This is a genomic window from Pseudomonas sp. McL0111 (assembly GCF_052567255.1).
Map to the genome: position 1 here is coordinate 3,136,673 of NZ_CP199585.1, position 26,798 is coordinate 3,163,470.

The window sequence follows — 26,798 nt, forward strand, 5'->3', positions numbered from 1 at the left end:
CGTCACAGCTTTGACCCAGAGGATTTTCGGGCTCATGAATCTTTTTGAAACGCCTTCTTTTGAATCCTTGAGCGAAACGGCCTCGAGTTCCTACGAGCCTGATACCCATCCAGTAACTGATCTGGCTCTGCTGAACAAGCTGCTGGAGATCTACGACCAAGGACAGTTGGCCGAAATTCTCAACGATGTGAGCCCGAGCCACTGGTGTCGTGAAACCATCAATCGCTGGATCAAGGGAAAAGCCTCGCCGAAGCTCTCCCATATTGAGTTCACTCGTCTCAAGGATCTGTTGCCCAAGCGTTTGAACCACAAACCTTCATTCACCTTTATCGATCTCTTTGCAGGTATTGGTGGTATCAGAAAAGGGTTTGAAGCTATCGGTGGTGAGTGCCTGTTCACATCCGAATGGAACAAGTACGCCGTCAAAACCTACAAGGCGAACCACTTCTGCGATCCGGCCCGTCATCGCTTCAATCTCGATATCCGCTCGGTAACGCTTTCTGACAAACCCGAAATCAGTGACGAGGAAGCCTACAAGAATATTGATCGTGAAATTCCTGATCACGATGTTCTGTTGGCAGGCTTTCCATGCCAGCCGTTTTCGCTTGCAGGTGTTTCCAAGAAGAATTCCTTGGGCCGTAAGCACGGTTTCGAATGTGAGACTCAAGGCACTCTTTTTTTCGATGTGGCGCGGATTATTGCCGCGAAGCGCCCGGCCGCATTCTTGCTTGAGAACGTGAAAAACCTCAAAAGCCATGACAAGGGCAATACGTTCCGGATCATTTGCGAAGCGCTGGATGAATTGGGCTACGAGGTCGCAGACGTAAATGCGCCGAAGGGCTCAGACCCAAAGGTGATTGATGCCAAGCACTTCGTACCTCAGCATCGTGAGCGAATCGTTCTGGTCGGCTTCCGTCGCGACTTGAATGTTCACCAAGGATTCACACTGCGCGACATCAGCAAGTACATACCTAAGCAGCGACCTAGCTTCGGTGATCTGCTTGATAAGGATGTGGATGAAAAATATATCCTCACGCCAAAGCTTTGGGATTATCTCTATCGCTACGCTGCCAAGCATCGCGAGAAGGGCAACGGTTTTGGCTTTGGTTTGACCGGGCCAAACGACGTGGCCCGTACCCTGTCGGCGAGATATCACAAAGACGGTTCGGAAATCCTGGTCGACCGTGGGTTTTTGGAAACCTTGGACTTCAATAGTGAGCTAAATCAGCTTAATCGTCCGCGCAGATTGACTCCCCATGAGTGCTCGCGTCTCATGGGATTCGACAAGCCAGGCGAGAGCAAATTTGTGATTCCTGTTTCCGATACCCAAGCGTACAGACAATTTGGAAACTCGGTGGCGGTACCTGTTTTCGAGGCTGTAGCGCATTTAATGAAAGGTAGAATTTTGGAAGCGAAACGAAAAAATAGTGATGTGGAGGAGCCTCAGCTGGAAATTGCGCTTGCCAACTAGGGCTCCTGTAGTGATATTTAGCCACTACTAATCATCAAGCGGCGCTGCCGCTTCGATGTAGGCTAAATTCGGGAGTGGTTGGTGTTGGTAGCTAATGAGTCTCCGCTGGAATTCGCTTCCAGGGTCATGCGCAACCATGGGGCGAAGCGCGTGGTTTTCAAGTTGTTGGCGAACAATGACAACTCCAAACAGCAAATTTACTTTGGTAGTGATTTTGACGTTCTGCGTCTTATCCCTCACGGCGACTTAATAGGTGAGCCTACCAAAGATAAAGGGTTGATGTTCAAGGCTCAGTTGAAACTGAGTTGGATTGATATTCAAAGTGACGCTTTACCTTCTCCTGCTCCAGGCGCACAGCTAATACTCTATCCACGTTATCCGGAAGTGAGAATGTCTGGGTTTCTCCGTGGCTCAGCGTTGGCGCCATCTCGGTTGATGCGCCCCCCAACAATAGAAGAGCGATTCTCCCGAGAAAATATTCATCGTTGTCTAATCTTGGGAATGTGCGACGACGGTACTGTACTTACCTACTCGGGAGATTGGGACGGAAAACTCGCGAGAGACGCTATTGCTCGTATTAGAACAGGCTCGGCTTCCAAGGTTGCGTCCGTTTTTTACGAGTTAGAGCGGCCTGTCGAGACAGGGCGTGTCTTGCTTTTGAATCGACTTGCAGATATTTATCTTGGTGGGCCAGTACGTTCTAGCCGTTTAGGTTCCGATGGCAAGATAATGGAGTATCAAGCTAAAAATGGTGCCGGTTACACTTTGGAGAGTCTGTTTGGGATCATTCCCAATGGACGTTCTGAACCGGATTTCCAAGGGTGGGAGTTAAAGTCTCATGGTTCTGGGGCTGTAACCTTGATGACCCCGGAGCCAGACTCTGGTACCTATCTTGCCAACTTAGAAAAATTTCTCTGTGAATATGGTGTTTGCGGTGAGCTAAGGCGCGATTTCACCGGGCGGCATTTGGTAAATATTGCTCACGAGCGCAGTGGTCTTACTTTGCGTATGGAGGGTTACGATCCTATCAAAGGTGAGGTCGTAGACCCGCTTGGGGGTCTTGTTCTTAGGGATAGTCTTGGACGGGTCGCTGCAGGCTGGACGTTTAACAAAATACTAACCCACTGGTCGCGGAAGCATGCACAAACAGCCTTTGTCACTTATACCGTTGAAGAGCGTGATATACGGTACTTTAGATATGGGCCAGAGGTTTATCTGTGTGAGGGGGCAGGGTTGAAATCTCTTTTGCAGGCTTTATATTCCAATGTCGTTTATCACGATCCGGGGATTAATATGAAGCTCCAAGGTGATAGGTGGAAGTCTAAGAAACGTAACCAGTTTAGAGTTGCTTGGAAAAACATAGGTCATTTGTATGACAGAAGTGAAAAGGTGTTGCTAACAGATCTGTGAAGGGGCGGTGAGTAATGGATGTCGTTGATAGCGTAACTCGATCTCGAATGATGGCGGGCATCCAAGGTAAAAATACCAAGCCAGAGTTGCTCGTCCGTCGTTATCTACATTCTTGTGGTTACCGCTTTAGACTTCATCGTCGCGATTTGCCAGGTCGGCCGGACCTGGTGTTACCAAAATATAGATTGGTTATTTTCGTTCATGGGTGTTTTTGGCATCATCATAGTGGGTGTGTGTACGCTGTAACCCCTAAAAGCCGAAGGTCATTTTGGGAGGAAAAGCTTGGCGGAAATGTAAGGAGAGATGAAGTTCAGTTAAGTTGCTTGAAGGATATGGGATGGCGGGTTCTTGTTGTCTGGGAGTGCGGGCTGAAGCATTCTTTTAATAATATTTCCAGTTTGCAAGTTATGATCGCAGCTTTGGATAAGCTTCAACAAAATTGGCCGAGTGTTCCTCCTCGGCCTCTGGTGGCGGACCATGTATGAGTCGGTGTTGTATTAGAAGTTACTAAGGTTTCATCTTCTGGTTGATATTTTTCTTTAGCAATATTCTCAATATTTTTCTATCGACTCCTGAGTGTAAATTTCTGTGGCAGTGCGGGCAAAGCGCTGCAGTGTTTTCAATAGTGTCCGGCCCATTTTCGCTCAGGGGAATAATATGGTGTACTTCAAGATAAGGCTTGCCATTATCTTTCATGAAAAGCTCGTGGGTGCATTTGGGCATCTCGCATCGCCCTTTTGACCGCGAAATCGCGGCTACCGCGATCCAATCGTTCCGCGAGTACTCATGTCTAATAACGGTTCTAGTTTTATTTTTCTGGCTCTCCGATGCTGCTCGGGCTTTTTTGTAGATTTTTTCTAAGCTTAATTTGTCCGCTAACGTATCTATTATGCTATCGGTGGTGTCTTTTGATTGGTCGCTTGCTGTACGCTGACTCTCAGGATGTGGTTCGGGATTAAGTTTGGCAGCAAATATATCGGTGCCAATGTTGCCGATTACCACGCGGTCGCCTGTTTTTAGCCAGTCACTAATAAACTCTCTGCCGACCCTGGGTTCTGGTTTTCGTGTTTCATCAGTCACTCTTTCGGAGTCATATCGTGTGGCTGATACGGATGAGGTTTCTGGGTCTAGCAAAATTGTTATATTAAATACTGGTCCGTTAGGTTCGGCTGTGCACCCAGCGGCGTCCATGGCAGCTTTTTGCTGAGTATTTAAAACATATGCAGATTTGCTTTTATCAGTTTTGGAAACCGTTTTTATTCCGAAATTTTCGAATATGTTTTCCCAGTAAATCGCCATAAATATCCTTGAGGCTTTTCAAGTGTTTTTTTGTTAAAAAAAAGCCAGAAGTAAACACTTCTGGCTTTTTTGTGGCTAAATTTTAAGTAGGGATCAATCCCAGCTCAACGCCCCACCAGTCTGATACTCAATAACCCGAGTCTCAAAGAAATTCTTCTCTTTCTTCAAGTCCATAATCTCGCTCATCCAAGGGAACGGGTTAGTCGTCCCTGGATATTCTTCCTTCAAACCAATCTGCGACAAACGACGGTTAGCGATGAACTTCAGATAGTCCTCCATCATCGCCGCGTTCATGCCCAACACGCCGCGAGGCATAGTGTCACGAGCGTATTCAATCTCCAGTTGAGTCCCTTGCAGAATCATCTGGGTCGCTTCTTCCTTCATTTCAGCATCCCACAAGTGTGGGTTTTCGATTTTGATCTGGTTGATCACGTCGATGCCGAAGTTCAGGTGCATGGATTCGTCGCGCAGGATGTATTGGAACTGCTCGGCGACGCCGGTCATTTTGTTGCGACGGCCCATGGAGAGGATCTGGGTGAAGCCGCAGTAGAAGAAGATGCCTTCCAGAACGCAGTAGTAGGCGATCAGGTTGCGCAGCAACTCTTTGTCGGTTTCGACGGTGCCGGTTTCGAACTTCGGATCGGAGATCGAACGGGTGTATTTGAGGCCCCAGGTGGCTTTTTTCGCGACCGACGGGATCTCGTGGTACATGTTGAAGATCTCGCCTTCATCCATGGCCAGCGATTCGATGCAGTACTGGTAGGCGTGCGTGTGGATCGCCTCTTCGAATGCCTGGCGCAGGATGTACTGGCGGCATTCCGGGTTGGTGATCAGGCGGTACACGGCCAGCACCAGGTTGTTGGCAACCAGGGAGTCGGCGGTGGAGAAGAAGCCGAGGTTGCGCATGACGATGCGGCGCTCGTCGTCGGTCAGGCCTTCCGGGTCTTTCCAGAGGGCGATGTCGGCGGTCATGTTGACTTCTTGCGGCATCCAGTGGTTTGCGCAACCGTCCAGATACTTCTGCCAGGCCCAGTCGTACTTGAATGGCACGAGTTGGTTGAGGTCGGCGCGGCAGTTGATCATGCGCTTTTCGTCAACGGCGACACGGGCGGAGGCGCCTTCGAGTTCGGCGAGGCCTTCGGCGACGTCGAGAGTGTTCAGTGCAGCCTTGGCACGGGCCACGGCGGCCGAGTCAGATGCGGTGACGGCGCGGGCTTCCAGCGCTGCGGCGCCGCCGGCGTTGTCCAGGCGGTCCATGTTGGCTTCAGTAGCGTGGCCGGCGTTGGCGCCTTTCACTGCTGCTACTTCACTGTCTTCTTTGTCGAATTCGTCCCAGCTCAGCATGACGTGTCGTCTCCTGCGTGAGGGCCTGTCGCCCGTGTGAAACCTGATTTTTGGTTTTTCACACGGCCATACAGACCGCGTTGGATCTAAAGGAATCGTTTTTTGCAGCAGCTAAACGCAGGCAATAAAACAGAATTTTGTACGGGGTTCCGAGAGCCTCTGACGGGCGCAATCAGCGTTGGACGCTGCTGCGGGGCTTCAGACTGGCTATTGATCCCTGTAAGGGAATATTGCTGACCCGATTAGGGCCGCATTATAGGGAAAAAAATGCGCTCGTGGGGGAGGTCGAATTGGCGCAGGGCGGTCGAGCGGGAGGGGTATTTCTGTCGGAGCGAGGGTTTACAGGGCTTTCGCCGGGATTGGCCCCTGAGAATTTTTTTTCATTAATTTTTTCGCACGGCTTTGGTTGTTCAAGAAATGAGCAAAAAACCGCGTTTTTCACTATATCTTGTGGTTTGCAACCCTTTTGAACGACTACAGACACAACTGAGCCCGACCGAAGCCGGGCTGGAATCGACCCTCAATGATGCGCTGAGAGGTCCAATTCGGTGCAGTCTCGAATCATCAATTGGTGCAGCCGTTGCCCATCACGCTGTAGCGCAGGATGTGACGCTGGCCGGTGGAGTCGTCGTATTCCATTTTCATCGGGACAACTTCGCAGACATTCGGAACTTCGCTCATGGAGACAACTTTGGCGATGTCCAGATGGGTGGAATAAGTGTATTCCTCGATAGCCGGTTGTTGCTGCGCGACATCAGTCGGGCCCTCGTTTGCCATGGCGGTTGCGCACAGACTGCTGAGGGCCAGAACTAATAAAGCTTTCATTTCGAATTTACCTTCTTGAGGTCGAGTGGGGTCACGCAACCTTTTTGGGGTTGCGTGTGGAACTTCATCACTGGGTGTTTGATTAACGGCCTTCGTGGGGGCTGCAACGTTGTTAATCGGTTTGCCTTGTCGGCGAGGCGGATTCTAGGGAGGTGGGGAGGGGGTAAACAGTCAGGGTTTTGATAAACACTTTTGGCAGATTTGGTAACAATCGATTGATAGCGTGTGGTGAACAGTTGGTTTTTGTCTGGGGGACCGAGTTGTCTGAATCGCTGGCAAGCCAGCTCCCACAGGGTTCGGGGGTGTTTTGGAGATTGGTGTCTGGCTTGCAAACGGGGTATCTGGATGTTTTGTAGGGGCTTGTTACTACCATCGTCGAATGGTTCTATGGGCCCGGCCCGGCTACAACGGGGTCATACAAAAACAACTATTTCACCGAGGTAAGAAAGATGAGTGCGGCTTCTCTGTATCCCGTTCGTCCCGAGGTTCTGGCCAATACGCTGACTGACGAGGCGACCTACAAAGCCATGTACCAGCAGTCGGTCGTCAACCCTGACGGTTTCTGGCGCGAGCAAGCCCAGCGTCTCGACTGGATCAAGCCTTTCACCACGGTGAAACAGACTTCCTTCGACGATCACCATGTCGATATCAAATGGTTCGCCGACGGCACCCTGAACGTTTCCTACAACTGCCTCGACCGTCATCTGGCCGAGCGCGGCGATCAAGTGGCAATCATCTGGGAAGGTGACGATCCTTCCGAAAGCCGCAACATCACCTACCGCGAACTGCACGAGCAAGTCTGCAAACTGGCCAACGCCCTGCGTGGTCAGGATGTGCATCGCGGCGACGTGGTGACTATCTATATGCCGATGATTCCCGAAGCCGTGGTCGCCATGCTGGCGTGTACCCGGATCGGCGCGATTCACTCGGTAGTGTTCGGCGGTTTCTCGCCGGAAGCTCTGGCTGGCCGCATCATCGACTGCAAATCCAAAGTGGTGATCACTGCCGACGAAGGCATCCGTGCCGGCAAGAAGATCTCGCTCAAGGCCAACGTCGACGACGCGCTGACCAACCCGGAAACCAGCAGCATCCAGAAAGTCATCGTCTGCAAGCGCACCGGTGGCGACATCAAGTGGAACCAGCATCGCGACATCTGGTACGAAGACCTGATGAAAGTGGCGGGCACCGTTTGCGCGCCGAAAGAGATGGGCGCCGAAGAGGCGCTGTTCATCCTTTACACCTCTGGTTCGACCGGCAAGCCAAAGGGCGTGCAGCACACCACTGGCGGTTATCTGTTGTACGCGGCGATGACTCACGAGCGCGTGTTCGACTACCGTCCGGGCGAAGTTTACTGGTGCACCGCCGACGTCGGCTGGGTCACTGGCCACTCTTACATCGTCTACGGCCCGCTGGCCAACGGCGCGACCACGCTGCTGTTCGAAGGCGTGCCGAACTATCCGGATATCACTCGGGTGGCGAAGATCGTCGACAAGCACAAGGTCAACATCCTCTACACCGCACCGACCGCGATCCGCGCCATGATGGCGTCGGGTCAGGCCGCAGTTGAAGGCGCGGATGGCAGCAGCCTGCGTCTGCTCGGCTCGGTCGGCGAGCCGATCAACCCGGAAGCGTGGGACTGGTATTACAAGAACGTCGGCAAGTCGCGTTGCCCGATTGTCGATACCTGGTGGCAGACCGAGACGGGCGGCAACATGATGAGCCCGCTGCCGGGTGCCCACGCGCTGAAACCGGGTTCGGCGGCGCGTCCGTTCTTCGGTGTGGTGCCGGCGCTGGTCGATAACCTCGGCAACATCATCGAGGGCGAGGCCGAAGGCAATCTGGTGATTCTCGATTCGTGGCCAGGTCAGGCGCGGACGCTGTACGGCGATCACGACCGTTTCGTCGACACTTACTTCAAGACTTTCCGTGGCATGTATTTCACTGGTGACGGTGCCCGTCGTGATGCCGATGGTTATTACTGGATCACCGGGCGCGTCGATGACGTGCTCAACGTGTCCGGTCACCGCATGGGTACGGCCGAGATCGAAAGCGCGGTGGTTGCTCACCCGAAAGTCGCCGAAGCGGCGGTGGTCGGTGTGCCGCACGACATCAAGGGGCAGGGCATTTATGTCTACGTCACTCTGAAGAACGGCGAGGAGCCTACCGAGCAATTGCGTCTGGAACTGAAAAACTGGGTGCGCAAGGAGATCGGTCCGATTGCTTCGCCGGATGTGATCCAGTGGGCGCCGGGGCTGCCGAAGACGCGTTCGGGCAAGATCATGCGCCGAATTCTGCGCAAGATTGCTACCGCTGAATATGACGGGTTGGGTGATATCTCCACCCTGGCTGACCCGGGTGTGGTGCAGCATTTGATTGATACGCACAAGACCATGAATGTCGCGTAAGCGGCAGGTCTGAGTGAGTGAAAGCCCCGTCCGGTGTATGCCGGGCGGGGCTTTTTTGTGTCTGTGGATTTTGTGGTGGGAGGGCTGGCCTCTTCGCGAGCAAGCTCGCTCCCACAGGGGATTGCATTTTGTTTGAAGGACCGCGGTCAAAACTGTGGGAGCGAGCTTGCTCGCGAAGACAATCTGTCAGGCGCTGGTGTAGTCCGCGGCCAGGAACAGAAACCACCCAGCCAATAATTATCGACCTGTGCCGTAAGACATTTCCCACTGTTACCCGCCCATCTTCAAGTTACCAAATGTGTCACCACCCGCCCCGCAACGGGGCGTTGGGAAACGCAAAGCCCCGTTTCAGGGCCTCAAAGCACCCTCTGAAAAATAAGACATAACCCCGCGCTTGCCGGATTAGAAGGGTTTGCGAATAATAGGCCCGCAATTTGCAGCATAGATCGGTTCATCGTCTTTTGCTCTTGCATGAAATTGCGGGGCTGTCAATGTGCTCGGTCGGGTTTCTCGGTGCATCTGTAATTAGTTGTCGCATTGAAGAAATATCGGCCTCGGGCCTGTCGTTAGAATGCCGATCACTCGCTCGTCGTGGCGGATGTTGAAATCCTCACCGGTTTCAATAGGAAATTTCCTGCTGACGCAGCACCGCTTTTCAGATTCAACCATTCGCATATTGGGCTGTTGCTCACTCTGCCGTTTTTGCCCTTTACCGATGGAGTCTCAAGATGAAGAAACTTGTGCTGCTTGGCGCCCTGGCACTGTCCGTGCTGTCCCTGCCATCCTTCGCTGATGAAAAGCCTCTGAAGATCGGTATCGAAGCGGCTTACCCTCCGTTTGCTTCCAAAGCACCGGACGGCAGCATCGTTGGTTTCGACTACGACATCGGCAACGCTCTGTGCGAGCAGATGCAGGTCAAGTGTGTGTGGGTCGAGCAAGAATTCGACGGTCTGATCCCGGCACTGAAAGTGCGCAAGATCGACGCGATCCTGTCGTCGATGTCGATCACTGAAGATCGCAAGAAGTCCGTGGACTTCACCAGCAAGTACTACAACACCCCGGCACGTCTGGTCATGAAGGCTGGTACTCAGGTCAGCGAGAACCTGAGCGAGCTCAAAGGCAAGAACATCGGTGTACAACGTGGTTCGATCCACGAGCGTTTCGCTCGCGAAGTCCTGGCCCCGTTGGGTGCCGAGATCAAGCCTTACGGTTCGCAGAACGAAATCTACCTCGACGTGGCTGCTGGCCGCCTCGACGGCACCGTGGCTGACGCCACTCTGCTGCAAGACGGTTTCCTCAACACCGACGCCGGCAAAGGCTTCGCGTTCGCCGGTCCGGCCTTCACCGACGTCAAATACTTCGGCGACGGCGTAGGCATCGCAGTGCGCAAGGGCGACGCCCTGAAAGACAAGATCAACACCGCTATCGCGGCGATTCGCGAAAACGGCAAATACAAGGCAATCCAGGACAAGTACTTCGCCTTCGATATCTACGGCAAGTAATACGTTTCTGCGACAAGTCCGAAATGGCGCAAGCAACAGGATCTCTGAGGTTTGCGCCATTTTTTCATCCCAACTTTCGAGGACCTGAATCATGTTGAAAGGCTACGGGGCTGTCATCCTCGATGGCGCATGGCTGACGCTTCAGCTCGCCTTGTCTTCCATGGCCCTGGCCATCGTTCTCGGGCTGATCGGGGTTGCATTGCGCCTGTCGCCGGTGCGTTGGCTGGCATGGCTGGGCGATCTGTACTCCACGGTAATCCGCGGGATTCCCGATCTGGTGCTGATCCTGCTGATCTTCTACGGCGGTCAGGACTTGCTCAACCGCGTGGCGCCGTTGCTCGGCTATGACGATTACATCGACCTGAACCCGCTGGCCGCCGGTATCGGTACCCTCGGCTTCATCTTCGGTGCGTACCTGTCGGAGACTTTCCGTGGCGCGTTCATGGCGATCCCCAAAGGTCAGGCCGAAGCCGGCATGGCGTACGGCATGAGCAGTTTTCAGGTGTTCTTCCGGGTGATGGTGCCGCAGATGATTCGCCTGGCGATTCCTGGCTTCACCAACAACTGGCTGGTTTTGACCAAGGCTACCGCGCTGATTTCCGTGGTCGGTCTGCAAGACATGATGTTCAAGGCCAAGCAGGCGGCTGATGCCACTCGCGAGCCTTTCACCTTCTTCCTCGCAGTGGCGGCGATGTACCTGGTGATCACCAGCGTTTCGTTGCTGATTCTGCGTCAACTTGAGAAGCGCTACTCGGTAGGCGTAAGGGCGGCTGATCTATGATCTTCGACTACAACGTCATTTGGGAGGCCATGCCGCTGTACCTCGGCGGCCTGTTGACCACCCTGAAATTGCTCGCGCTGTCGCTGTTTTTCGGTCTGCTGGGCGCACTGCCGCTGGGCCTGATGCGCGTCTCGAAGAACCCGGTTGTCAACGGTGCGGCGTGGCTCTACACCTACGTGATTCGCGGCACGCCGATGCTGGTGCAGCTGTTCCTGATCTACTACGGTCTGGCTCAGTTCGAAGCAGTGCGCGAGAGTATCTTCTGGCCATGGCTGTCGAGCGCCACGTTCTGTGCGTGTTTCGCTTTTGCGATCAACACCAGCGCCTACACCGCTGAAATCATCGCTGGCAGCCTGAAGGCTACGCCGAACGGTGAGATCGAAGCGGCCAAGGCCATGGGCATGTCGCGCTTCAAACTGTACCAGCGCATCCTGCTGCCATCGGCTCTGCGCCGTGCACTGCCGCAGTACAGCAACGAAGTGATCATGATGCTGCAGACCACCAGTCTGGCGTCCATCGTGACCCTGATCGATATCACTGGGGCGGCTCGTACGGTCAACGCGCAGTTCTATCTGCCGTTCGAGGCATACATCACCGCTGGCGTGTTCTACCTGTGCCTGACCTTCATTCTGGTGAAGCTGTTCAAACTGGCCGAGCGTCGCTGGTTGAGCTACCTGGCCCCGCGGAAGCACTGATATGGAACGTATTGACCACGTTTTGCCATGGAGCCACCTGGGCAGCGAGCGCAAGATTTCGGTGTTTCGCTTCGGTAGCGGTGAACGCAAGGCCTACATTCAGGCCAGCCTGCACGCCGATGAACTGCCGGGCATGCGCACCGCCTGGGAGCTGAAAAAGCGCCTCGGCGAACTCGAAGCCAAAGGTCTGCTCAACGGTGTGATCGAACTGGTGCCAGTGGCCAACCCATTGGGTCTTGGCCAGTTGCTGCAAGGCAACCACCAGGGCCGGTTCGACGCCGGCAGCGGCAAGAATTTCAACCGTGATTTCGTCGAGCTGAGCGCGCCGGTTGCGGCAGCATTGGCTGACAGTCTCGGTGACGATGCGCACGCCAACATTCGCCTGATCCGTCAGGCGATGGCCGATCATCTGGCGGCATTGCCCGAGGCGAGCAGCCAGTTGCAAAGCATGCAGCGTGTGTTGCTCAGCCATGCCTGCACCGCCGATGTAGTGCTCGATCTGCATTGCGATGCCGAGGCCGCGCTGCACATGTATGCGCTGCCGCAGCACTGGCCGCAGTGGCGTTCGCTGGCTGCGCATCTGAATGTGAAGGTCGGTTTGCTGGCGGAAGATTCCGGCGGCAGCTCCTTCGATGAAGCGTGCTCGTTGCCGTGGTTGCGTCTGTCGCGCCAGTTCCCGGATGCGCAGATTCCACTGGCCTGTCTGGCGACCACCATCGAACTCGGTGGTCAGGCTGATACCGGTCGCGCTGAAGCCGAGGCTTACGCCGAAGGCATTCTGGCGTTCCTCGCCGAGCAGGGCCTGATCACCGGCGAGTGGCCGAACGCGGCGCATGAATCGTGCGAAGGTATGCCTTTCGAAGGCACTGAATTGCTGTTGGCACCGCACCCGGGTGTGGTGAGCTTTTTGCGTAAACCCGGTGAGTGGGTTGAAGCCGGTGACGAGATTTTTGAAGTGATTGATCCTGTGTCCGATCGGGTCAGCACGGTGTGTGCTGGTACGTCCGGGGTGCTGTTTGCCATTGAACGGCTGCGATATGCCCAACCCGGTTTCTGGCTGGCCAAGGTGGCGGGGCGCGAAGCGCTGCGTCACGGGCGCTTGCTCAACGACTGACTGACTGTTTTTGTGAGAACCGACCGCATGTACAAACTTGAAGTCCAAGACCTGCATAAACGCTATGGCAGTCACGAAGTGCTCAAGGGTGTGTCCCTGAAAGCGGCAGCTGGTGATGTGATCAGCATCATCGGCTCCAGTGGCTCCGGCAAAAGTACTTTCCTGCGTTGCATCAACCTGCTTGAGCAGCCGCACGCGGGCAAGATTCTGCTCAACAACGAAGAGTTGAAGCTGGTGGCAAACAAGGAGGGCGCGCTGAAAGCCGCTGATCCGAAACAGCTGCAACGCATGCGTTCGCGCCTGTCGATGGTGTTCCAGCATTTCAACCTGTGGTCACACATGACCGCACTGGAAAACATCATGGAAGCGCCGGTTCACGTCCTGGGCGTGTCCAAGGCCGAGGCCCGCGAGAAGGCCGAGCACTACCTGAACAAGGTTGGCGTGGCTCATCGTAAAGATGCGTTCCCTGGGCACATGTCCGGTGGCGAGCAGCAGCGTGTGGCGATTGCCCGGGCGCTGGCGATGGAGCCGGAAGTGATGCTGTTCGACGAACCGACCTCGGCGCTCGACCCGGAGCTGGTGGGCGACGTGCTGAAAGTCATGCAGGCCCTCGCTCAGGAAGGTCGCACCATGGTTGTGGTTACGCACGAAATGGGCTTCGCCCGTGAAGTGTCGAACCAGTTGGTGTTCCTGCACAAAGGCGTGGTTGAAGAGAGCGGCAACCCGCGTGAAGTGCTGGTCAATCCGCAATCTGAACGTCTGCAACAATTCCTCTCGGGTAGCCTTAAGTAATCGCTGCCGTTATGCACCAAATTAGGTCATGCTTCGCGACCTAGAGGCTGACCAAAATCCCCTGTGGGAGCTGGCCTGCCAGCGATAGCGGTGAACCATATTGCATGTCTGGTACAGATATGCAGCCATCGCTAGCAGGCTAGCTCCCACATGTGATCGGTATTGGTTTCAAGATTTGTGTTCATTTACGGGCTAGCATTGGCCCATGCCTTCATCACTGTTTTTCGCTTTCGGATTGCCCGCCCATGACTGCCCATCGAATTGGTTTCCTGATTTGGCCCAGCACTAAAGCGTTGACGCTGGCGCTGGCGGAGGAAGCCTTGCGTGTTGCTCAGCGTGTGCATCCGGACGTGGTCTACGAGTTGTCGTTCTTGCAGGCCGAACCGCCAATCGAAGGTGCCTGGCAATTGCCCGGCGAACCCTGGGCCGGCAAACTGGAAAACTTCCAGAAGCTGTTTTTGCTCGCCGATGAACCGCCGACCACGCTGGCGCCAGCACTCAGCAGCACCCTCAAGCAATTGGTGCGTGCCGGTTGTGTAATCGGCGGTCTGTCGGCCGGTGTGTATCCGTTGGCGCAACTCGGTTTGCTCGACGGTTACCGTGCAGCGGTGCACTGGCGCTGGCAGGACGATTTCGCCGAGCGCTTCCCGAAAGTCATCGCTACCAGCCATCTGTTCGACTGGGATCGCGATCGCCTGACCGCGTGCGGCGGCATGTCGGTACTCGACTTGTTGCTGGCAGTGTTGGCCCGTGATCATGGTGCAGAATTGGCCGGTGCGGTCTCCGAAGAACTGGTGGTCGAACGCATCCGTGAGGGCGGCGAGCGTCAGCGTATTCCGCTGCAAAACCGTCTCGGCTCCAGCCATCCAAAGCTCACCCAGGCGGTGTTGCTGATGGAAGCCAACATCGAAGAGCCACTGACCACCGACGAAATCGCCCAGCATGTCTGCGTATCACGTCGGCAACTGGAGCGGATCTTCAAGCAATACCTCAACCGCGTGCCGAGCCAGTACTACCTGGAACTGCGCCTGAACAAGGCCCGGCAGATGTTGATGCAAACCAGCAAGTCGATCATCCAGATCGGTTTGTCGTGTGGCTTCTCTTCGGGTCCGCACTTCTCCAGCGCCTATCGCAACTTCTTCGGCGCCACGCCGCGGGAAGATCGCAACCAGCGGCGCAGCAGCAGCCCGTTCGAACTGTCGTCGGTACCTGCGGAGCGCGGCTAAGCTTCTCGCCGGTCACTCATCGACGTCAGAGCCCTCGGATGTCGATACCTCCATTTCTGCTCTCTCGATGACGACTTCTACTCCGAAGTCGACGCCGGTTTTTTTGAAGTAGGCGATCAGCCGTTGCAGGCTTTCCTCATCCAGCGGGTTGTCTCTGAGGTTGATTCTTGCGCCGAACTCCGGTGGCAATTCCAGGATGTCGCTGGGTATATGAGTGATGGCGTTATCATCCAGCTCTGCAATTTCCAGGTTTTTGAGTCGCAACATGCCGCGAGGCAATTCAGTGATACCGGTATTGTCGAGTATCAGTGTCGAGAGTTCGTTCATTTGGCCAATGTCCAGTGTTAGGCCTAGCGGGTTGTCACTCAGGTCCAGAAACTCCAGGCGTTCCATTTGTGCCAGCTCAAGGATGCTTTGCTCCGTCAGGGTGATGTGACATTCGGAAAGCGTCAGCGACTTGAGGTCTGCCATTCTGTAAATCGTTTCGGGCAGATTTCCCAGGGCGTACTCATTGATTCTCAGCCCTTTGAGTTTGGGGAAAGACTCCAGAAACCTTGATACGCCGGAGGTGCGCCCCGTGCGGCTTCTCATGTACAGGTGGGAGACATGGCTGAAGTCGGCGTTCAGCACGGGCAGTTCGCCATTGATGACGATCGAAAGGTGCAGTTCAAAGGTGGGCTGCAATGCTTCATCGAGGTCATCGAGCTCGGTCTCCCGGCGCCAGCACTGTTCCAGAGCGCTTTTGAAGGCATCCCGTGCTGCGTGCTCGTGTTCAAGCTCATGGGGGGTGAAGGGCTCGCCGCTGATCGGGTGGAGTTCTGGAATGTCTGCGGTCCAGATCGCCAAGTGGTCACTCAAGGCGTCGAGTTCGTTCTCCAGTCGGGTTATTGCAAGTTTTCCCTCCGCCAGTGTGCCTGGCAGCAAGTAGATAAAGTCACTGGCCTGTTCCTGATCCATTTGCGTGTAGAGCGCCTGCACGCGAAAGAGGTCGATCTGTTCGGCCGGGATTCCAAAGTCATGACCAGTCCGGGCGAATTGTTGTTTGATGCGCTCCCGGTCTGTTGGGCGAATCGGATTGCCCCCCAGGTCAAAACCTTCACGGGTAATGCTGGGCAGTTCGAACAGTGCAGCGGGCAGTTGTTCGATCAGATTGTCATTGAGCAGGGCTGTACGAAGGAGCGGCCGGGTCAGCAAGCCTGTTGGAAAACTGGAGATGCCCGTGCCTGAAACGTCGACGTAATTCAGAGCCGCCATGTTTGATACATCGGGCAAGTGCCCGAGCGGATTCTTGTACAGGTCCAGCGTTGTCAGTCGACTCTGAGCGGCGAGCATTGCCACGCTTTCGGGGGTCAGGGTGATGGCGCAATCACTGAGGAGCAGCTCATGCAGTTGTGGTGACTGGCTGATTGCCTCGGGCAGATGTTCAAGTCTGAGGGTGCGTAGTTCCAGGCGACGTAACCCGGAAAACCCCCGCAGAAACTCATGCACGCCTCGCGTGCTGCCGCTCCCCTCTATTATCAGACCGCCCACGCAGTGGAAACTGACATTGAGTTGAGGCAACTCGCCGATGATTGGCCGGAAGAATCTGATCTCAATCATGTGATCGAGGCTGTCCGGTTGAGTGACTTGCTGATTCCAGCATTCGAGTAAATCGGTCCGTAGCTGCCGACGGCTTAGCCTCTGGAAGGCGAATTGCTCAGTGTTCAGTCTGATCTGGGTCGCCGGGTCAAACAGTGGAATATCGCTGGCCCAGGTATTGAGGATGTCAACCAGGCGATCCCGCTCGGCAAAGAGTCGCGTCAATTCTGCCCGTGGCCCTGTGGGATGTCGCTGTAGCTTTTCGACAAAGGCAAGCAGTTCATTGTCAGTCAAGTGGGGCAGTAGCCGTTGGGTATGGGCCTGTAGACTCGGAGTGTTTATCGGCATCGGGTTATAACCGTCCGTACCGCCGAGCAAGCGCATGACTGCCGGGTTGAAGTTGGGTTTAAGGCTCGGGCGTTGCAGCAGCAGCGCATGAAGATCGTCGCGATTCAGCGCGTATTCGCCGATCAATTGTTTGAGTTTTGAGCTTTCGCCGATACGGATATTCAGTGCCGTACGTTCGGCATCCGGTAACGCCTGCAACAGTCCTGAGTAGAGTGAGCCTGCTGAGCCTAACTCAAGGCCTGCGCTGTCGAAGGGTTGATACAGCCCTTGTTCATTCAACACCAATACTTTGCGAGTTGGCGCGCGCTCCCGACCAATGCTGTCGATCAATGTTCCTAGATGATGGTATTGCCGGATTTCCAGTCGCAGTTGCCCGGTCCAGCCTGGCAGGCGTTCCAGTGAGTGCAGTGCCAGTCGTTCGGTGTCGGGATTGCCGGCGGTCGATTTCAGTTCCAGCCCTTCATAGGCGCGGGTGGCGCGCACCAGTAATCGGGCCTCTGCCGTCAGATCGGCGAGCCTTTTGGATTGCCTTCCATGTTTTAGCAGTTGTCGTTCCTGCTCGCTGGCGCTATCGAGCAGCGCATTCGCGAGGTTTGCAGGCAGGCTGCGATCACCTCCCATGATCTCTTGCGTCAATGGGTCGGCGGTATATTCGAGTTTGCGGTAGCGATCATCAAACAGGATGGCTCGCTTGCGCTCGGCGAGCTCCGCCAATTTGAGTCGCAGAGTACGGGCCCGGGATTCAATGACGGGAGCCGGAGTGCCAAATGACTCGCCCATCATTTTTCGGGTTTCCGTTTCCGAGAGTTCCAGGAGGAATGTCTGGAGCAAATCCCTATTGTGCAGCCGTGTACTGTCCATTTGTATGGCAGGCTCTTCGGCTGCCGGGCTTTGCCAGAGGATTTGAGCTTTTCCATCGGTCAGTCGCAGCCCCTTGTTTTCAGGCAAGTAACCGTTGTCATTGAGGATCTGCAGTTGCATGGCGGGGTCGGCTTGCCGATAGAACTCCGGCTGGTCATTGCCGATCTGGTCAATGAAGGTTTGAATGTCCTGATCGATCTTGAAGCGTGTAAGCGTGTCGGCCAGTAGCGGCGGTAACCGCTCGCCATCGACATGCATTTTTCGCAAAGCGTTTTCGTGGCAACCGCTGATGCTGAGCATGCGAGATTGCACGTTCATGGGAAAACGATGCATGTCTGGCCCGATGCGCCGCAGCACGGTTGCACGATCCCAGTTCAACGGCTGGTCAAGCCCGGTTTGCCACGCACCGGCGCCGTTGTGTCTGAGTTCAGGTCTGTAGGCTTCGGGGCGAGCGGGGTGCTCGATGCGATGCTGGCCGGTAACCGGATCTTCGTTGACGGCGTAGCATTTGCCTTCAAGGTTCAGCAGGTTTTTGCCTTGATGCCTGTGCAATCCCAGGGCATCGGGTTTTGCGTCGGAAGGCAACTCGACGGGGTGTTCGTAGGTCGACAGGTCGGGTTTCCAGTATCGGGTTTCGCCATTGGGTCGATTTACCGAGTTGAAGCGGTCGATGAACTGCACGATCTCCTTGGGCAATATCGTGCGAAATTCACCCGCGGCAATAATCCCTCCTGCTGCAAAAGTGCCCAGTTGCACCGTCGATTGAACCACTCCCATGAAGTGTTTGAAGGCTTCTCGGGTCGCCCCCTCTGCCCAGTCGACAACGCTTTCGAAGGTTTCGTCGAGCAACTGATAGGCCATGTAGGCCAGCATCAGCTCACCCAGCAAGGGAACAAATGGCAGGGTGATGAAAGCTGCAATGTTGAGCAGCGCCGAGGCAATTTCCGTGAAGGAATCCCATAGCGCCCAGCGGGATTTCTGATCGACTGTGTCCGTGGAGACGGCGATGACTCGTGCATCGTTGAGGATCTTGTCGAGTTTACGCTGATAGAGAAAAGCCCCGGGTTCGCTCCTGATGGGGATAACTGCCATATGCAGGTTTGGCCTCGGGTTGGGCGCTTCTCTCCAGGTTGGGCGTGGGTCGCCAGGCTGAATCGGTTGCCAGGTAATTGAGGCGAGTTGATCGTTCAGTTGGGCAAAAAAATGCCCACGATTTTCATGATCGACAAAACGACTGAAGAATTGTTGGTAATCGGTGGTTCGCAGGCGTTGGCTCAACTCTTCGGTGAATGCCGCAGACGAGGGATACTCTTTGATCGGATGTTCAGGGTCGTCGGGGATGTAGGCCACGACCCTTGCCACTGCCCGGGCGTTCGTCAGGTCCGGAGCAAATACGAGGATGCCGGTCAGGCGGGCGTTCATGATCGTCAGCTCATGAGCGCCCCACGACTGGACGCGCAAGCGTAGACGTGGCGAGTTGCCGAGCAAGCCAAGGATCAGTTGATGGGTATCACTGGCCAGCAGCTTTTGCATCTGCGCCATGTGCAGGGCGGCGATCAGTGCGGTGTGCTGGCTCTCGCGAATCTTCGGTTGCAGGATTGCCGCGGCCACTGGGTTGCTGATGCCGAGATTTTTTTCCAGATACGTTTGATAACGCGCGCCAATGTCCAGTTCGCGACACAGTCGGGTGAATGCCGTAATGGGCATTGTTTGCAGAATCTGTGGCAGGGCGTTGAATTGTTCGATGGAGGAGGGCGGTGCGATGTAAGTCGAGTCTGGCTCGAAGGCATCTGCGACGGTTTCGCCACTTTCGAAATTGTGCAGTGCCGCATCCAGTAGCGATACTGTCCAGATGCGTGCAGCCCCTGTTTTCATCCGAAGCCAGGGGAAGTGCGTCGGAATATAAAGGCGCAGAAAGACTTTGCGCACGTCCAGGTCCAGCCCGAAGCTGTTTTTGATCGCGGCTTTGAGCAGCGGTTCGGCGAAAGTGGCGGGGTTCTGTAAATTCGCTAACGCCTGATCAACCCTGTTCTGGCTCGTTACCTGGCGAGCGATGAGTTTGCCGAGTTCAACATGATGACTTTGCGCGGCGCCCTTGAGGTTGGCCGGCAGCCCGGGTTTGACTTTGCTCAGCGCTTCACGCCGCTGCGGCGTCGCTTGGCGGAGCCAGGACGGCATCGCGTCCATCAGATGTTGATAATGGGCGTCATGCTTGAAAGGCGTGAAGTCATCGGTGTCGGGGTGTTCGGTATTCATGCGCAGGAGATGGCCGTCGGAATGGATAGGGCCATAGGAAACCCCACGAATGCAGACGGTGTGCGGTACATATATACCGCACTTGAAAATTCCGCATGGGTTACAACTTGGCAAGCCTGCCGCAAACGCTCGCCGCCAGTTAAACTGCGCCTTTGCGACCCTATATGTCGCATTGCCGTAAACCCGGGAAAAACCGGGGTTTGCGCTATAAGAAGTTGTCGCTTGGCGGCAAGGCCGGGCTGAAAACTGTCCTTACAATCCCCCCATCGCTCGCCAGTTTCAGGCGGGTGGCCCTCATCAGGAGACTCCGATGTCCGTTGAGCACGCTGCGGTACAACGCGCCGATTTCGACCAGGTAATGGTTCCAAACTACGCGCCTGCCGCTTTCATTCCGGTGCGTGGCGCCGGTTCCCGCGTCTGGGATCAGGCCGGTCGCGAGCTGATCGACTTCGCCGGCGGGATCGCCGTCAACGTATTGGGCCACGCGCATCCGGCGCTGGTCGGTGCCTTGACCGAACAGGCCAACAAGCTGTGGCACGTTTCCAACGTGTTCACCAATGAGCCGGCTCTGCGCCTGGCGCATAAGCTGATCGACGCCACGTTCGCCGAGCGCGTGTTCTTCTGCAACTCTGGCGCCGAAGCCAACGAGGCCGCTTTCAAGCTGGCCCGTCGTGTCGCGTTCGACCGTTTCGGCAGCGAGAAGTACGAAATCATCGCCGCGCTCAACAGCTTCCACGGGCGTACCCTGTTCACCGTTAACGTCGGTGGCCAGTCGAAGTATTCCGACGGTTTCGGTCCGAAAATCACCGGTATCACCCACGTCCCTTTCAATGATCTGGCCGCACTGAAAGCTGCCGTTTCCGACAAGACCTGTGCGGTCGTGCTGGAACCGATCCAGGGTGAAGGCGGCGTGCTGCCGGCCGAACTGGCTTACCTGCAAGGTGCCCGCGAACTGTGCGACGCGAACAACGCGCTGCTGGTGTTCGACGAAGTGCAAACCGGCATGGGCCGCAGCGGCAAGCTGTTCGCCTACCAGCATTACGGCGTGACCCCGGACATCCTGACCAGCGCCAAGAGCCTGGGCGGCGGTTTCCCGATCGCGGCGATGCTGACCACCGAAGCGCTGGCCAAACATCTGGTTGTCGGCACCCACGGCACCACTTACGGCGGCAACCCGCTGGCGTGCGCAGTGGCCGAAGCAGTGATCGACGTGATCAACACCCCTGAGGTGCTGAGCGGCGTCAATGCCAAGCACGACAAGTTCAAGGCGCGCCTGGAGCAGATCGGCGAGAAGTACGGCCTGTTCACCCAAGTGCGTGGTCTCGGTCTGCTGATCGGCTGCGTGCTGAGCGATGCCTGGAAAGGCAAGGCCAAGGACATCTTCAACGCCGCTGAAAAAGAAGGCCTGATGATCCTGCAAGCCGGCCCGGACGTGATTCGTTTTGCGCCGAGCCTGGTGGTTGAAGACGCCGATATCGATGCCGGTCTGGATCGTTTCGAACGCGCTGCCGCCAAGTTGACGCAAGCCTGATAGACCTTTCGGCACCTGAGCATCTCAGGCGCCGATCCAAATTTTTATGCCGGGCTGGATAGAAAGTGTGGGAGCTAGCCTGCTAGCGATGAGGGCCTTAGGGCCAACATCATTGTCGTCTGTCAGGACGCCATCGCTAGCAGGCTAGCTCCCACAGTTGACTCTGAGTTGGTTCAGGGACGGCCCGGGATTTTCATCTTCTGTGAATTTATAAGAGAAAGGAGTGACACCATGCTGGTGATGCGCCCTGCGCAAATGGCTGATCTGGGCGAGGTACAGCGTCTGGCTGCGGACAGCCCGATTGGTGTCACTTCCTTGCCGGATGACGTGGAACGTCTGAGCGACAAGATCGCCGCGAGCGAAGCCTCGTTCTCTGCCGAAGTGAGCTTCAACGGCGAAGAGAGCTACTTCTTCGTTCTTGAAGACAGCACCACCGGCAAACTGGTCGGCTGCTCGGCGATTGTCGCTTCGGCCGGTTACTCCGAGCCGTTCTACAGCTTTCGCAACGAGACCTTCGTGCACGCTTCGCGCGAGCTGAAGATCCACAACAAGATTCACGTGCTCTCGCAATGCCATGACCTGACCGGCAACAGTCTGCTGACCAGTTTCTACGTGCAGCGTGAGCTGGTGGGTTCGCCTTGGGCCGAACTCAATTCCCGTGGCCGTCTGTTGTTCGTTGCCAGCCACCCGGAGCGTTTTGCCGATTCGGTGGTAACCGAGATTGTCGGTTACAGCGACGAGAATGGTGATTCGCCATTCTGGGACGCCATTGGCCGCAACTTCTTCGACCTCAACTACGCCGCCGCCGAGCGTCTGTGCGGGCTGAAAAGCCGTACGTTCCTCGCCGAGCTGATGCCGCATTACCCGATCTACGTGCCGCTGCTCCCGGATTCCGCCCAAGAGGCGATGGGCCAGGTGCATCCGCGTGCGCAGATCACCTTCGACATCCTGATGCGTGAAGGCTTCGAGACTGACCATTACATCGACATTTTCGACGGCGGCCCAACCCTGCACGCTCGCGTTTCGGGGATTCGTTCGATTGCCCAGAGCCGCGTGGTGCCGGTGAAGATCGGCGAGCCGGTCAAGGGGGCCGGGCGCCAGTATCTGGTGGCCAACGCGCAGTTGCAGGATTACCGCGCCGTACTGCTCGAGCTGGATTACGCGCCGGGCAAACCGGTGACCCTGGATCTGGAAGCGGCCGAAGCCTTGGGCGTCGGTGAAGGTGCCAGCGTGCGCCTGGTGGCGGTTTAACGCCTTAGCGAGTTTCACGGGTGGCGCAAGCGGCCCGTTTGAGGAGATAGCATGATTGTTCGTCCCGTACGCAGCAGCGATTTATCCGCTCTGATCGACCTGGCCCGCAGCACTGGCACCGGCCTCACTACTTTGCCGGCCAACGAAGAGCGCCTGGCCCATCGGGTCGGCTGGGCCGAAAAGACCTTTCGCGGCGAAGCTGGCCGTGGCGATGCGGACTACCTGTTCGTGCTTGAAGATGACGATGGCCGCGTGGTGGGGATTTCTGCCATCGCCGGCGCGGTCGGTATGCGTGAGCCCTGGTACAACTTCCGTGTCGGTCTGACGGTCAGCGCTTCGCAAGAGCTGAACATCTATCGCGAGATTCCGACGCTGTTCCTGGCCAACGACCTGACCGGTAATTCCGAGTTGTGCTCGCTGTTCCTGCACGCCGATTACCGCACAGGCCTCAATGGCCGCATGCTCTCTAAGGCACGGATGTTGTTCATCGCCGAGTTTCCTGAGCTGTTTGGCAACAAGATCATCGCCGAGATGCGCGGTGTGTCGGATGACGCGGGTCGTTCGCCGTTCTGGGAAAGTCTGGGCCGCCATTTCTTCAAGATGGAATTCAGCCAGGCGGATTACCTCACCGGTGTCGGCAACAAGGCGTTCATTGCCGAGCTGATGCCGAAATTCCCGCTGTACACCTGCTTCCTCTCGGAAGATGCACGCAGCGTGATCGGCCAGGTTCATCCGGACACCGAGCCGGCGCTGGCGATGCTCAAGGGCGAAGGCTTCAGCTATCAAGGCTACGTCGACATCTTCGACGCCGGTCCGGCCATCGAGAGCGAGACCGGCAAGATCCGCGCGGTGCGTGACAGCGAAGCGCTGGTGTTGGCCATCGGCACGCCGGGCGACGACGCCACGCCGTTCATCATCCATAACCGCAAGCGCGAAGACTGCCGCATCACCGCCGCTCCAGCACGTCTGGCCGCTGGCACGCTGGTGGTCGATCCACAGACCGCCAAACGTCTTCAACTCAACGCTGGCGATCAAGTGCGCGCTGTGGCGTTGTCCGCTGCACGGGAGTCGAAATAATGAATTCGCTATACATCGCAGGTGAATGGCTGGCCGGTCAGGGCGAAGCTTTTCAATCGCTGAACCCGGTGACCCAGCAAGTGCTGTGGTCGGGGGAGGGCGCTACTGCCGCTCAGGTCGAGTCGGCGGTGCAGGCTGCGCGTCAGGCATTTCCGGACTGGGCTCGTCGCACGCTGGAAGAGCGTATCAGCGTGCTTGAAGCTTTCGCCGCGTCGCTGAAAAATCACGCCGATGAACTGGCGCGCACCATCGGCGAGGAAACCGGCAAGCCGCTGTGGGAATCCGCGACCGAAGTCACCAGCATGATCAACAAGATCGCGATTTCGGTACAGAGCTACCGTGAGCGTACCGGCGAGAAGAGCGGCCCACTGGGCGACGCCACTGCCGTTCTGCGCCACAAGCCGCACGGCGTGGTTGCCGTGTTCGGCCCTTACAACTTCCCGGGCCACTTGCCGAACGGTCATATCGTTCCGGCGCTGCTGGCCGGTAACAGCGTGCTGTTCAAACCAAGCGAACTGACCCCGAAAGTTGCCGAGCTGACGGTCAAGTGCTGGATCGAAGCCGGTCTGCCGGCCGGCGTGCTCAATCTGCTGCAAGGCGCCCGCGAAACCGGGATCGCCCTGGCGGCGAATCCGGGCATCGACGGCCTGTTCTTCACCGGTTCGAGCCGCACAGGCAACCATCTGCATCAGCAATTCGCCGGGCGTCCGGACAAGATTCTGGCGCTGGAAATGGGTGGCAACAATCCGCTGGTGGTCGATCAGGTCGCGGATCTGGATGCAGCGGTTTACACGATCATTCAGTCGGCATTCATTTCCGCCGGTCAGCGCTGCACGTGCGCGCGCCGTCTGCTGGTGCCGCAAGGTGCGTGGGGCGACAGCCTGCTCAAGCGTCTGGTTGAAGTCAGCTCGACGATTGAAGTCGGTGCCTTCGACCAGCAACCAGCGCCGTTCATGGGCTCGGTGATTTCCCTCGGCGCGGCCAAAGCGCTGATCGATGCCCAGGCACATCTGCTGGCCAACGGCGGGGTTTCGCTGCTGGAAATGACGCAGCCACAGGCTCAGGCCGCGTTGCTGACGCCGGGGATTATCGACGTGACCGCAGTCGCCGAGCGTCCGGACGAAGAACTGTTCGGTCCGTTGCTGCAAGTGATTCGCTACGCCGATTTCGCAGCGGCCATCGCCGAAGCCAACGACACGGCTTATGGGCTGGCGGCTGGTTTGCTGTCGGATTCCGAAGATCGTTATCAGCAATTCTGGCTGGAAAGTCGTGCCGGTATCGTCAACTGGAACAAACAACTGACGGGTGCTGCGAGCAGCGCGCCGTTCGGTGGGGTTGGAGCTTCGGGTAACCATCGCGCCAGTGCCTATTACGCGGCGGATTACTGCGCGTACCCGGTGGCGTCGCTGGAAACCCCGAGCCTGACATTGCCTGCGACCCTCACGCCCGGCGTGAAAATGGCGTAACGCCCAATCGCTGGCAAGCCAGCTCCCACAAGGGTGCGTCGTCCACAAAATCTGTGAACGCCACTGAAACTGTGGGAGCTGGCTTGCCAGCGATGGCCGCACCGCAGTCGCACTGAACAGTTAGTTACTGAAGCCTATAACAACAGATTCTCGTGGAGCCTCGCTGATGAAATCCTATGAAGTCAATTTTGACGGTCTAGTGGGGCCGACCCATAACTACGGTGGTCTGTCCTACGGCAACGTTGCGTCCCAGAGCAACAGCCAGCAATCCTCGAATCCGAAGGAAGCGGCGCTGCAAGGTCTGGCGAAAATGAAAGCGCTGATGGAAATGGGCTTTCAGCAAGGCGTATTGGCGCCGCAGGAACGCCCGGACGTAGCCGCATTGCGCCGTCTGGGTTTCGGTGGCAGCGACGCTCAAGTGATCGAGCGCGCCGCCAAAGAAGCCATGCCGCTGCTGGTCGCCAGCTGCTCGGCATCGAGCATGTGGGTGGCCAACGCCGCCACGGTCAGCCCGAGCGCTGACACCGCCGATGGTCGCGTGCATTTCACTGCCGCCAACCTCAACTGCAAATATCACCGCAGCATCGAGCACCCGACGACCAGTCGCGTGTTGGGGGCGATGTTCGCCAATCAGCAGCACTTCGCCCATCACGCCGCGTTGCCGGCGGTGGCGCAGTTCGGCGACGAAGGCGCGGCCAACCACACGCGTTTCTGCCGTGAGTACGGCGAGGCGGGTGTCGAGTTTTTCGTGTTCGGTCGCAGTGCCTTTGATACCCGTTACCCGGCACCGCAGAAATACCCGGCGCGCCAGACTCTCGAGGCTTCGCAAGCCGTTGCGCGTTTGCACGGTCTGCGTGACGAAGGCGTGGTCTATGCCCAACAGAATCCGGGCGTGATCGACCAGGGTGTGTTCCACAACGATGTGATCGCTGTGGGCAATGGCGAAGTGTTGTTCTATCACGAGGACGCGTTCCTCGACACCGAACAGATGCTGGCCGAGTTGCAGGGCAAACTCGCCAAAGTCGGTGGGAATTTTCAGTCGGTGTGTGTTCCGCGTTCCGCCGTAACCGTGGATGACGCGGTTCGCTCCTACCTGTTCAACAGCCAGCTTCTGTCGCGTCCTGACGGCTCGATGCTGTTGATTGTGCCGGAAGAGTGCCGTGGCAATGAGCGCGTCTGGAACTACCTGCAAGGTTTGACCAGCTCCGGCGGGCTGATTCGCGAAGTGAAGGTCTTCGACCTCAAGCAAAGCATGCAGAACGGCGGTGGCCCGGCTTGCCTGAGACTTCGCGTCGCACTCAACGAAACCGAACTGGCGGCGGTCAATCCAGGGGTTATCATGACGGCACCGTTGTACGGTTCGTTGACCGCATGGGTTGAAAAGCACTACCGCGACCGCCTGAGCGAAACCGATCTGGCGGACCCGCAATTGCTGCTTGAATGCCGGACGGCACTGGATGAACTGACGCAAATCCTTAAACTGGGCGCGGTTTATCCATTCCAGATCAATTGATGGCCGGCGCGTCGCCTGAACGCGGCGCGCGGCTTGTCTCCCCAAGAGAGTAA

The 26,798-nt window shown here is 56.6% G+C and carries 19 protein-coding genes; 15 read left to right on the forward strand and 4 right to left on the reverse strand.

Features of this window, described 5'->3' with window-relative positions; genetic code table 11:
• Positions 1-34 precede the first annotated feature (34 nt).
• From dcm to ACTWLJ_RS14350, 3 genes are all read left to right on the forward strand, one after another.
• Entirely contained in the window at positions 35-1,471 is a 1,437-nt protein-coding gene (gene dcm, locus ACTWLJ_RS14340) for a DNA (cytosine-5-)-methyltransferase (protein ID WP_445181282.1), read from the forward strand.
• Between the two features lie 81 nt (positions 1,472-1,552).
• Positions 1,553-2,881, forward strand: coding sequence for an MvaI/BcnI family restriction endonuclease (locus ACTWLJ_RS14345; RefSeq protein WP_445181283.1), 1,329 nt, complete (start codon positions 1,553-1,555; stop codon positions 2,879-2,881).
• A gap of 14 nt (positions 2,882-2,895) precedes the next feature.
• Entirely contained in the window at positions 2,896-3,366 is a 471-nt protein-coding gene (locus ACTWLJ_RS14350) for a very short patch repair endonuclease (RefSeq protein WP_445181284.1), read from the forward strand.
• A gap of 22 nt (positions 3,367-3,388) precedes the next feature.
• Here ACTWLJ_RS14350 and ACTWLJ_RS14355 read toward each other — a convergent pair whose 3' ends face one another.
• The 3 genes from ACTWLJ_RS14355 to ACTWLJ_RS14365 all read right to left on the reverse strand — a co-directional run bounded on the left by ACTWLJ_RS14355 (position 3,389) and on the right by ACTWLJ_RS14365 (position 6,349).
• The gene (locus ACTWLJ_RS14355; protein ID WP_445181285.1) at positions 3,389-4,180 is read right to left on the reverse strand and encodes an HNH endonuclease; all 792 of its coding nucleotides are present in this window, start codon (positions 4,178-4,180) and stop codon (positions 3,389-3,391) included.
• 93 nt (positions 4,181-4,273) lie between these two features.
• Positions 4,274-5,524, reverse strand: a complete 1,251-nt coding sequence (locus ACTWLJ_RS14360; protein WP_025112897.1) for a ribonucleotide-diphosphate reductase subunit beta — start codon at positions 5,522-5,524, stop codon at positions 4,274-4,276.
• A 564-nt stretch (positions 5,525-6,088) separates the two neighbouring features.
• Positions 6,089-6,349, reverse strand: a complete 261-nt coding sequence (locus ACTWLJ_RS14365) for a DUF2790 domain-containing protein (protein ID WP_445181286.1) — start codon at positions 6,347-6,349, stop codon at positions 6,089-6,091.
• Positions 6,350-6,798: 449 nt separating this feature from the next.
• Here ACTWLJ_RS14365 and acs point away from each other — a divergent pair, with 449 nt between their 5' ends.
• The 7 genes from acs to argR all read left to right on the forward strand — a co-directional run bounded on the left by acs (position 6,799) and on the right by argR (position 14,864).
• Complete coding sequence (gene acs / locus ACTWLJ_RS14370) at positions 6,799-8,754, forward strand: acetate--CoA ligase (protein WP_401219802.1); 1,956 nt, start codon at positions 6,799-6,801, stop codon at positions 8,752-8,754.
• A 728-nt stretch (positions 8,755-9,482) separates the two neighbouring features.
• Positions 9,483-10,256: an ABC transporter substrate-binding protein gene (locus tag ACTWLJ_RS14375; protein WP_445181287.1), complete on the forward strand. Its 774-nt coding sequence runs from the start codon at positions 9,483-9,485 to the stop codon at positions 10,254-10,256.
• Positions 10,257-10,347: 91 nt separating this feature from the next.
• Entirely contained in the window at positions 10,348-11,037 is a 690-nt protein-coding gene (locus ACTWLJ_RS14380) for an ABC transporter permease (RefSeq protein WP_103304062.1), read from the forward strand.
• Positions 11,034-11,732, forward strand: a complete 699-nt coding sequence (locus tag ACTWLJ_RS14385) for an ABC transporter permease (RefSeq protein WP_401219797.1) — start codon at positions 11,034-11,036, stop codon at positions 11,730-11,732. The genes ACTWLJ_RS14380 and ACTWLJ_RS14385 overlap by 4 nt, the downstream gene beginning before the upstream one ends.
• A 1-nt stretch (position 11,733) precedes the next feature.
• Positions 11,734-12,846 (forward strand): M14 family metallopeptidase, encoded by a 1,113-nt coding sequence (locus ACTWLJ_RS14390; protein WP_445181288.1) that lies wholly within the window; start codon positions 11,734-11,736, stop codon positions 12,844-12,846.
• Positions 12,847-12,873: 27 nt separating this feature from the next.
• The gene (locus ACTWLJ_RS14395) at positions 12,874-13,638 is read left to right on the forward strand and encodes an ABC transporter ATP-binding protein (RefSeq protein ID WP_401219792.1); all 765 of its coding nucleotides are present in this window, start codon (positions 12,874-12,876) and stop codon (positions 13,636-13,638) included.
• Positions 13,639-13,883: 245 nt separating this feature from the next.
• Positions 13,884-14,864, forward strand: a complete 981-nt coding sequence (argR, locus tag ACTWLJ_RS14400) for a transcriptional regulator ArgR (RefSeq protein WP_445181289.1) — start codon at positions 13,884-13,886, stop codon at positions 14,862-14,864.
• 12 nt (positions 14,865-14,876) lie between these two features.
• On the opposite strand, the gene ACTWLJ_RS14405 is transcribed toward argR, so the two are convergent.
• Entirely contained in the window at positions 14,877-19,907 is a 5,031-nt protein-coding gene (locus tag ACTWLJ_RS14405; RefSeq protein ID WP_445181290.1) for a dermonecrotic toxin domain-containing protein, read from the reverse strand.
• A 310-nt stretch (positions 19,908-20,217) separates the two neighbouring features.
• Here ACTWLJ_RS14405 and ACTWLJ_RS14410 point away from each other — a divergent pair, with 310 nt between their 5' ends.
• From ACTWLJ_RS14410 to astB, 5 genes are all read left to right on the forward strand, one after another.
• Entirely contained in the window at positions 20,218-21,438 is a 1,221-nt protein-coding gene (locus ACTWLJ_RS14410; protein WP_445181291.1) for an aspartate aminotransferase family protein, read from the forward strand.
• A gap of 231 nt (positions 21,439-21,669) precedes the next feature.
• Positions 21,670-22,689: an arginine/ornithine succinyltransferase subunit alpha gene (gene aruF / locus ACTWLJ_RS14415; RefSeq protein WP_401219782.1), complete on the forward strand. Its 1,020-nt coding sequence runs from the start codon at positions 21,670-21,672 to the stop codon at positions 22,687-22,689.
• 51 nt (positions 22,690-22,740) lie between these two features.
• Positions 22,741-23,766: an arginine N-succinyltransferase gene (astA, locus tag ACTWLJ_RS14420; RefSeq protein WP_401219781.1), complete on the forward strand. Its 1,026-nt coding sequence runs from the start codon at positions 22,741-22,743 to the stop codon at positions 23,764-23,766.
• Positions 23,763-25,232: a succinylglutamate-semialdehyde dehydrogenase gene (gene astD / locus ACTWLJ_RS14425; RefSeq protein WP_445181355.1), complete on the forward strand. Its 1,470-nt coding sequence runs from the start codon at positions 23,763-23,765 to the stop codon at positions 25,230-25,232. The genes astA and astD overlap by 4 nt, the downstream gene beginning before the upstream one ends.
• Before the next feature lie 166 nt (positions 25,233-25,398).
• Positions 25,399-26,745 (forward strand): N-succinylarginine dihydrolase, encoded by a 1,347-nt coding sequence (gene astB, locus ACTWLJ_RS14430; protein WP_401219778.1) that lies wholly within the window; start codon positions 25,399-25,401, stop codon positions 26,743-26,745.
• Positions 26,746-26,798: the final 53 nt, after the last annotated feature.

Coding starts and splice junctions, on each gene's coding strand:
- dcm (WP_445181282.1), top strand. CDS start 35: ATGAATCTTTTTGAAACGCCTTCTTTTGAATCCTTGAGCGAAACGGCC.
- ACTWLJ_RS14350 (WP_445181284.1), top strand. CDS start 2,896: ATGGATGTCGTTGATAGCGTAACTCGATCTCGAATGATGGCGGGCATC.
- ACTWLJ_RS14355 (WP_445181285.1), bottom strand. CDS start 4,180: ATGGCGATTTACTGGGAAAACATATTCGAAAATTTCGGAATAAAAACG.
- ACTWLJ_RS14360 (WP_025112897.1), bottom strand. CDS start 5,524: ATGCTGAGCTGGGACGAATTCGACAAAGAAGACAGTGAAGTAGCAGCA.
- ACTWLJ_RS14365 (WP_445181286.1), bottom strand. CDS start 6,349: ATGAAAGCTTTATTAGTTCTGGCCCTCAGCAGTCTGTGCGCAACCGCC.
- acs (WP_401219802.1), top strand. CDS start 6,799: ATGAGTGCGGCTTCTCTGTATCCCGTTCGTCCCGAGGTTCTGGCCAAT.
- ACTWLJ_RS14375 (WP_445181287.1), top strand. CDS start 9,483: ATGAAGAAACTTGTGCTGCTTGGCGCCCTGGCACTGTCCGTGCTGTCC.
- ACTWLJ_RS14380 (WP_103304062.1), top strand. CDS start 10,348: ATGTTGAAAGGCTACGGGGCTGTCATCCTCGATGGCGCATGGCTGACG.
- ACTWLJ_RS14385 (WP_401219797.1), top strand. CDS start 11,034: ATGATCTTCGACTACAACGTCATTTGGGAGGCCATGCCGCTGTACCTC.
- ACTWLJ_RS14390 (WP_445181288.1), top strand. CDS start 11,734: ATGGAACGTATTGACCACGTTTTGCCATGGAGCCACCTGGGCAGCGAG.
- ACTWLJ_RS14395 (WP_401219792.1), top strand. CDS start 12,874: ATGTACAAACTTGAAGTCCAAGACCTGCATAAACGCTATGGCAGTCAC.
- argR (WP_445181289.1), top strand. CDS start 13,884: ATGACTGCCCATCGAATTGGTTTCCTGATTTGGCCCAGCACTAAAGCG.
- ACTWLJ_RS14405 (WP_445181290.1), bottom strand. CDS start 19,907: ATGAATACCGAACACCCCGACACCGATGACTTCACGCCTTTCAAGCAT.
- ACTWLJ_RS14410 (WP_445181291.1), top strand. CDS start 20,218: ATGTCCGTTGAGCACGCTGCGGTACAACGCGCCGATTTCGACCAGGTA.
- aruF (WP_401219782.1), top strand. CDS start 21,670: ATGCTGGTGATGCGCCCTGCGCAAATGGCTGATCTGGGCGAGGTACAG.
- astA (WP_401219781.1), top strand. CDS start 22,741: ATGATTGTTCGTCCCGTACGCAGCAGCGATTTATCCGCTCTGATCGAC.
- astB (WP_401219778.1), top strand. CDS start 25,399: ATGAAATCCTATGAAGTCAATTTTGACGGTCTAGTGGGGCCGACCCAT.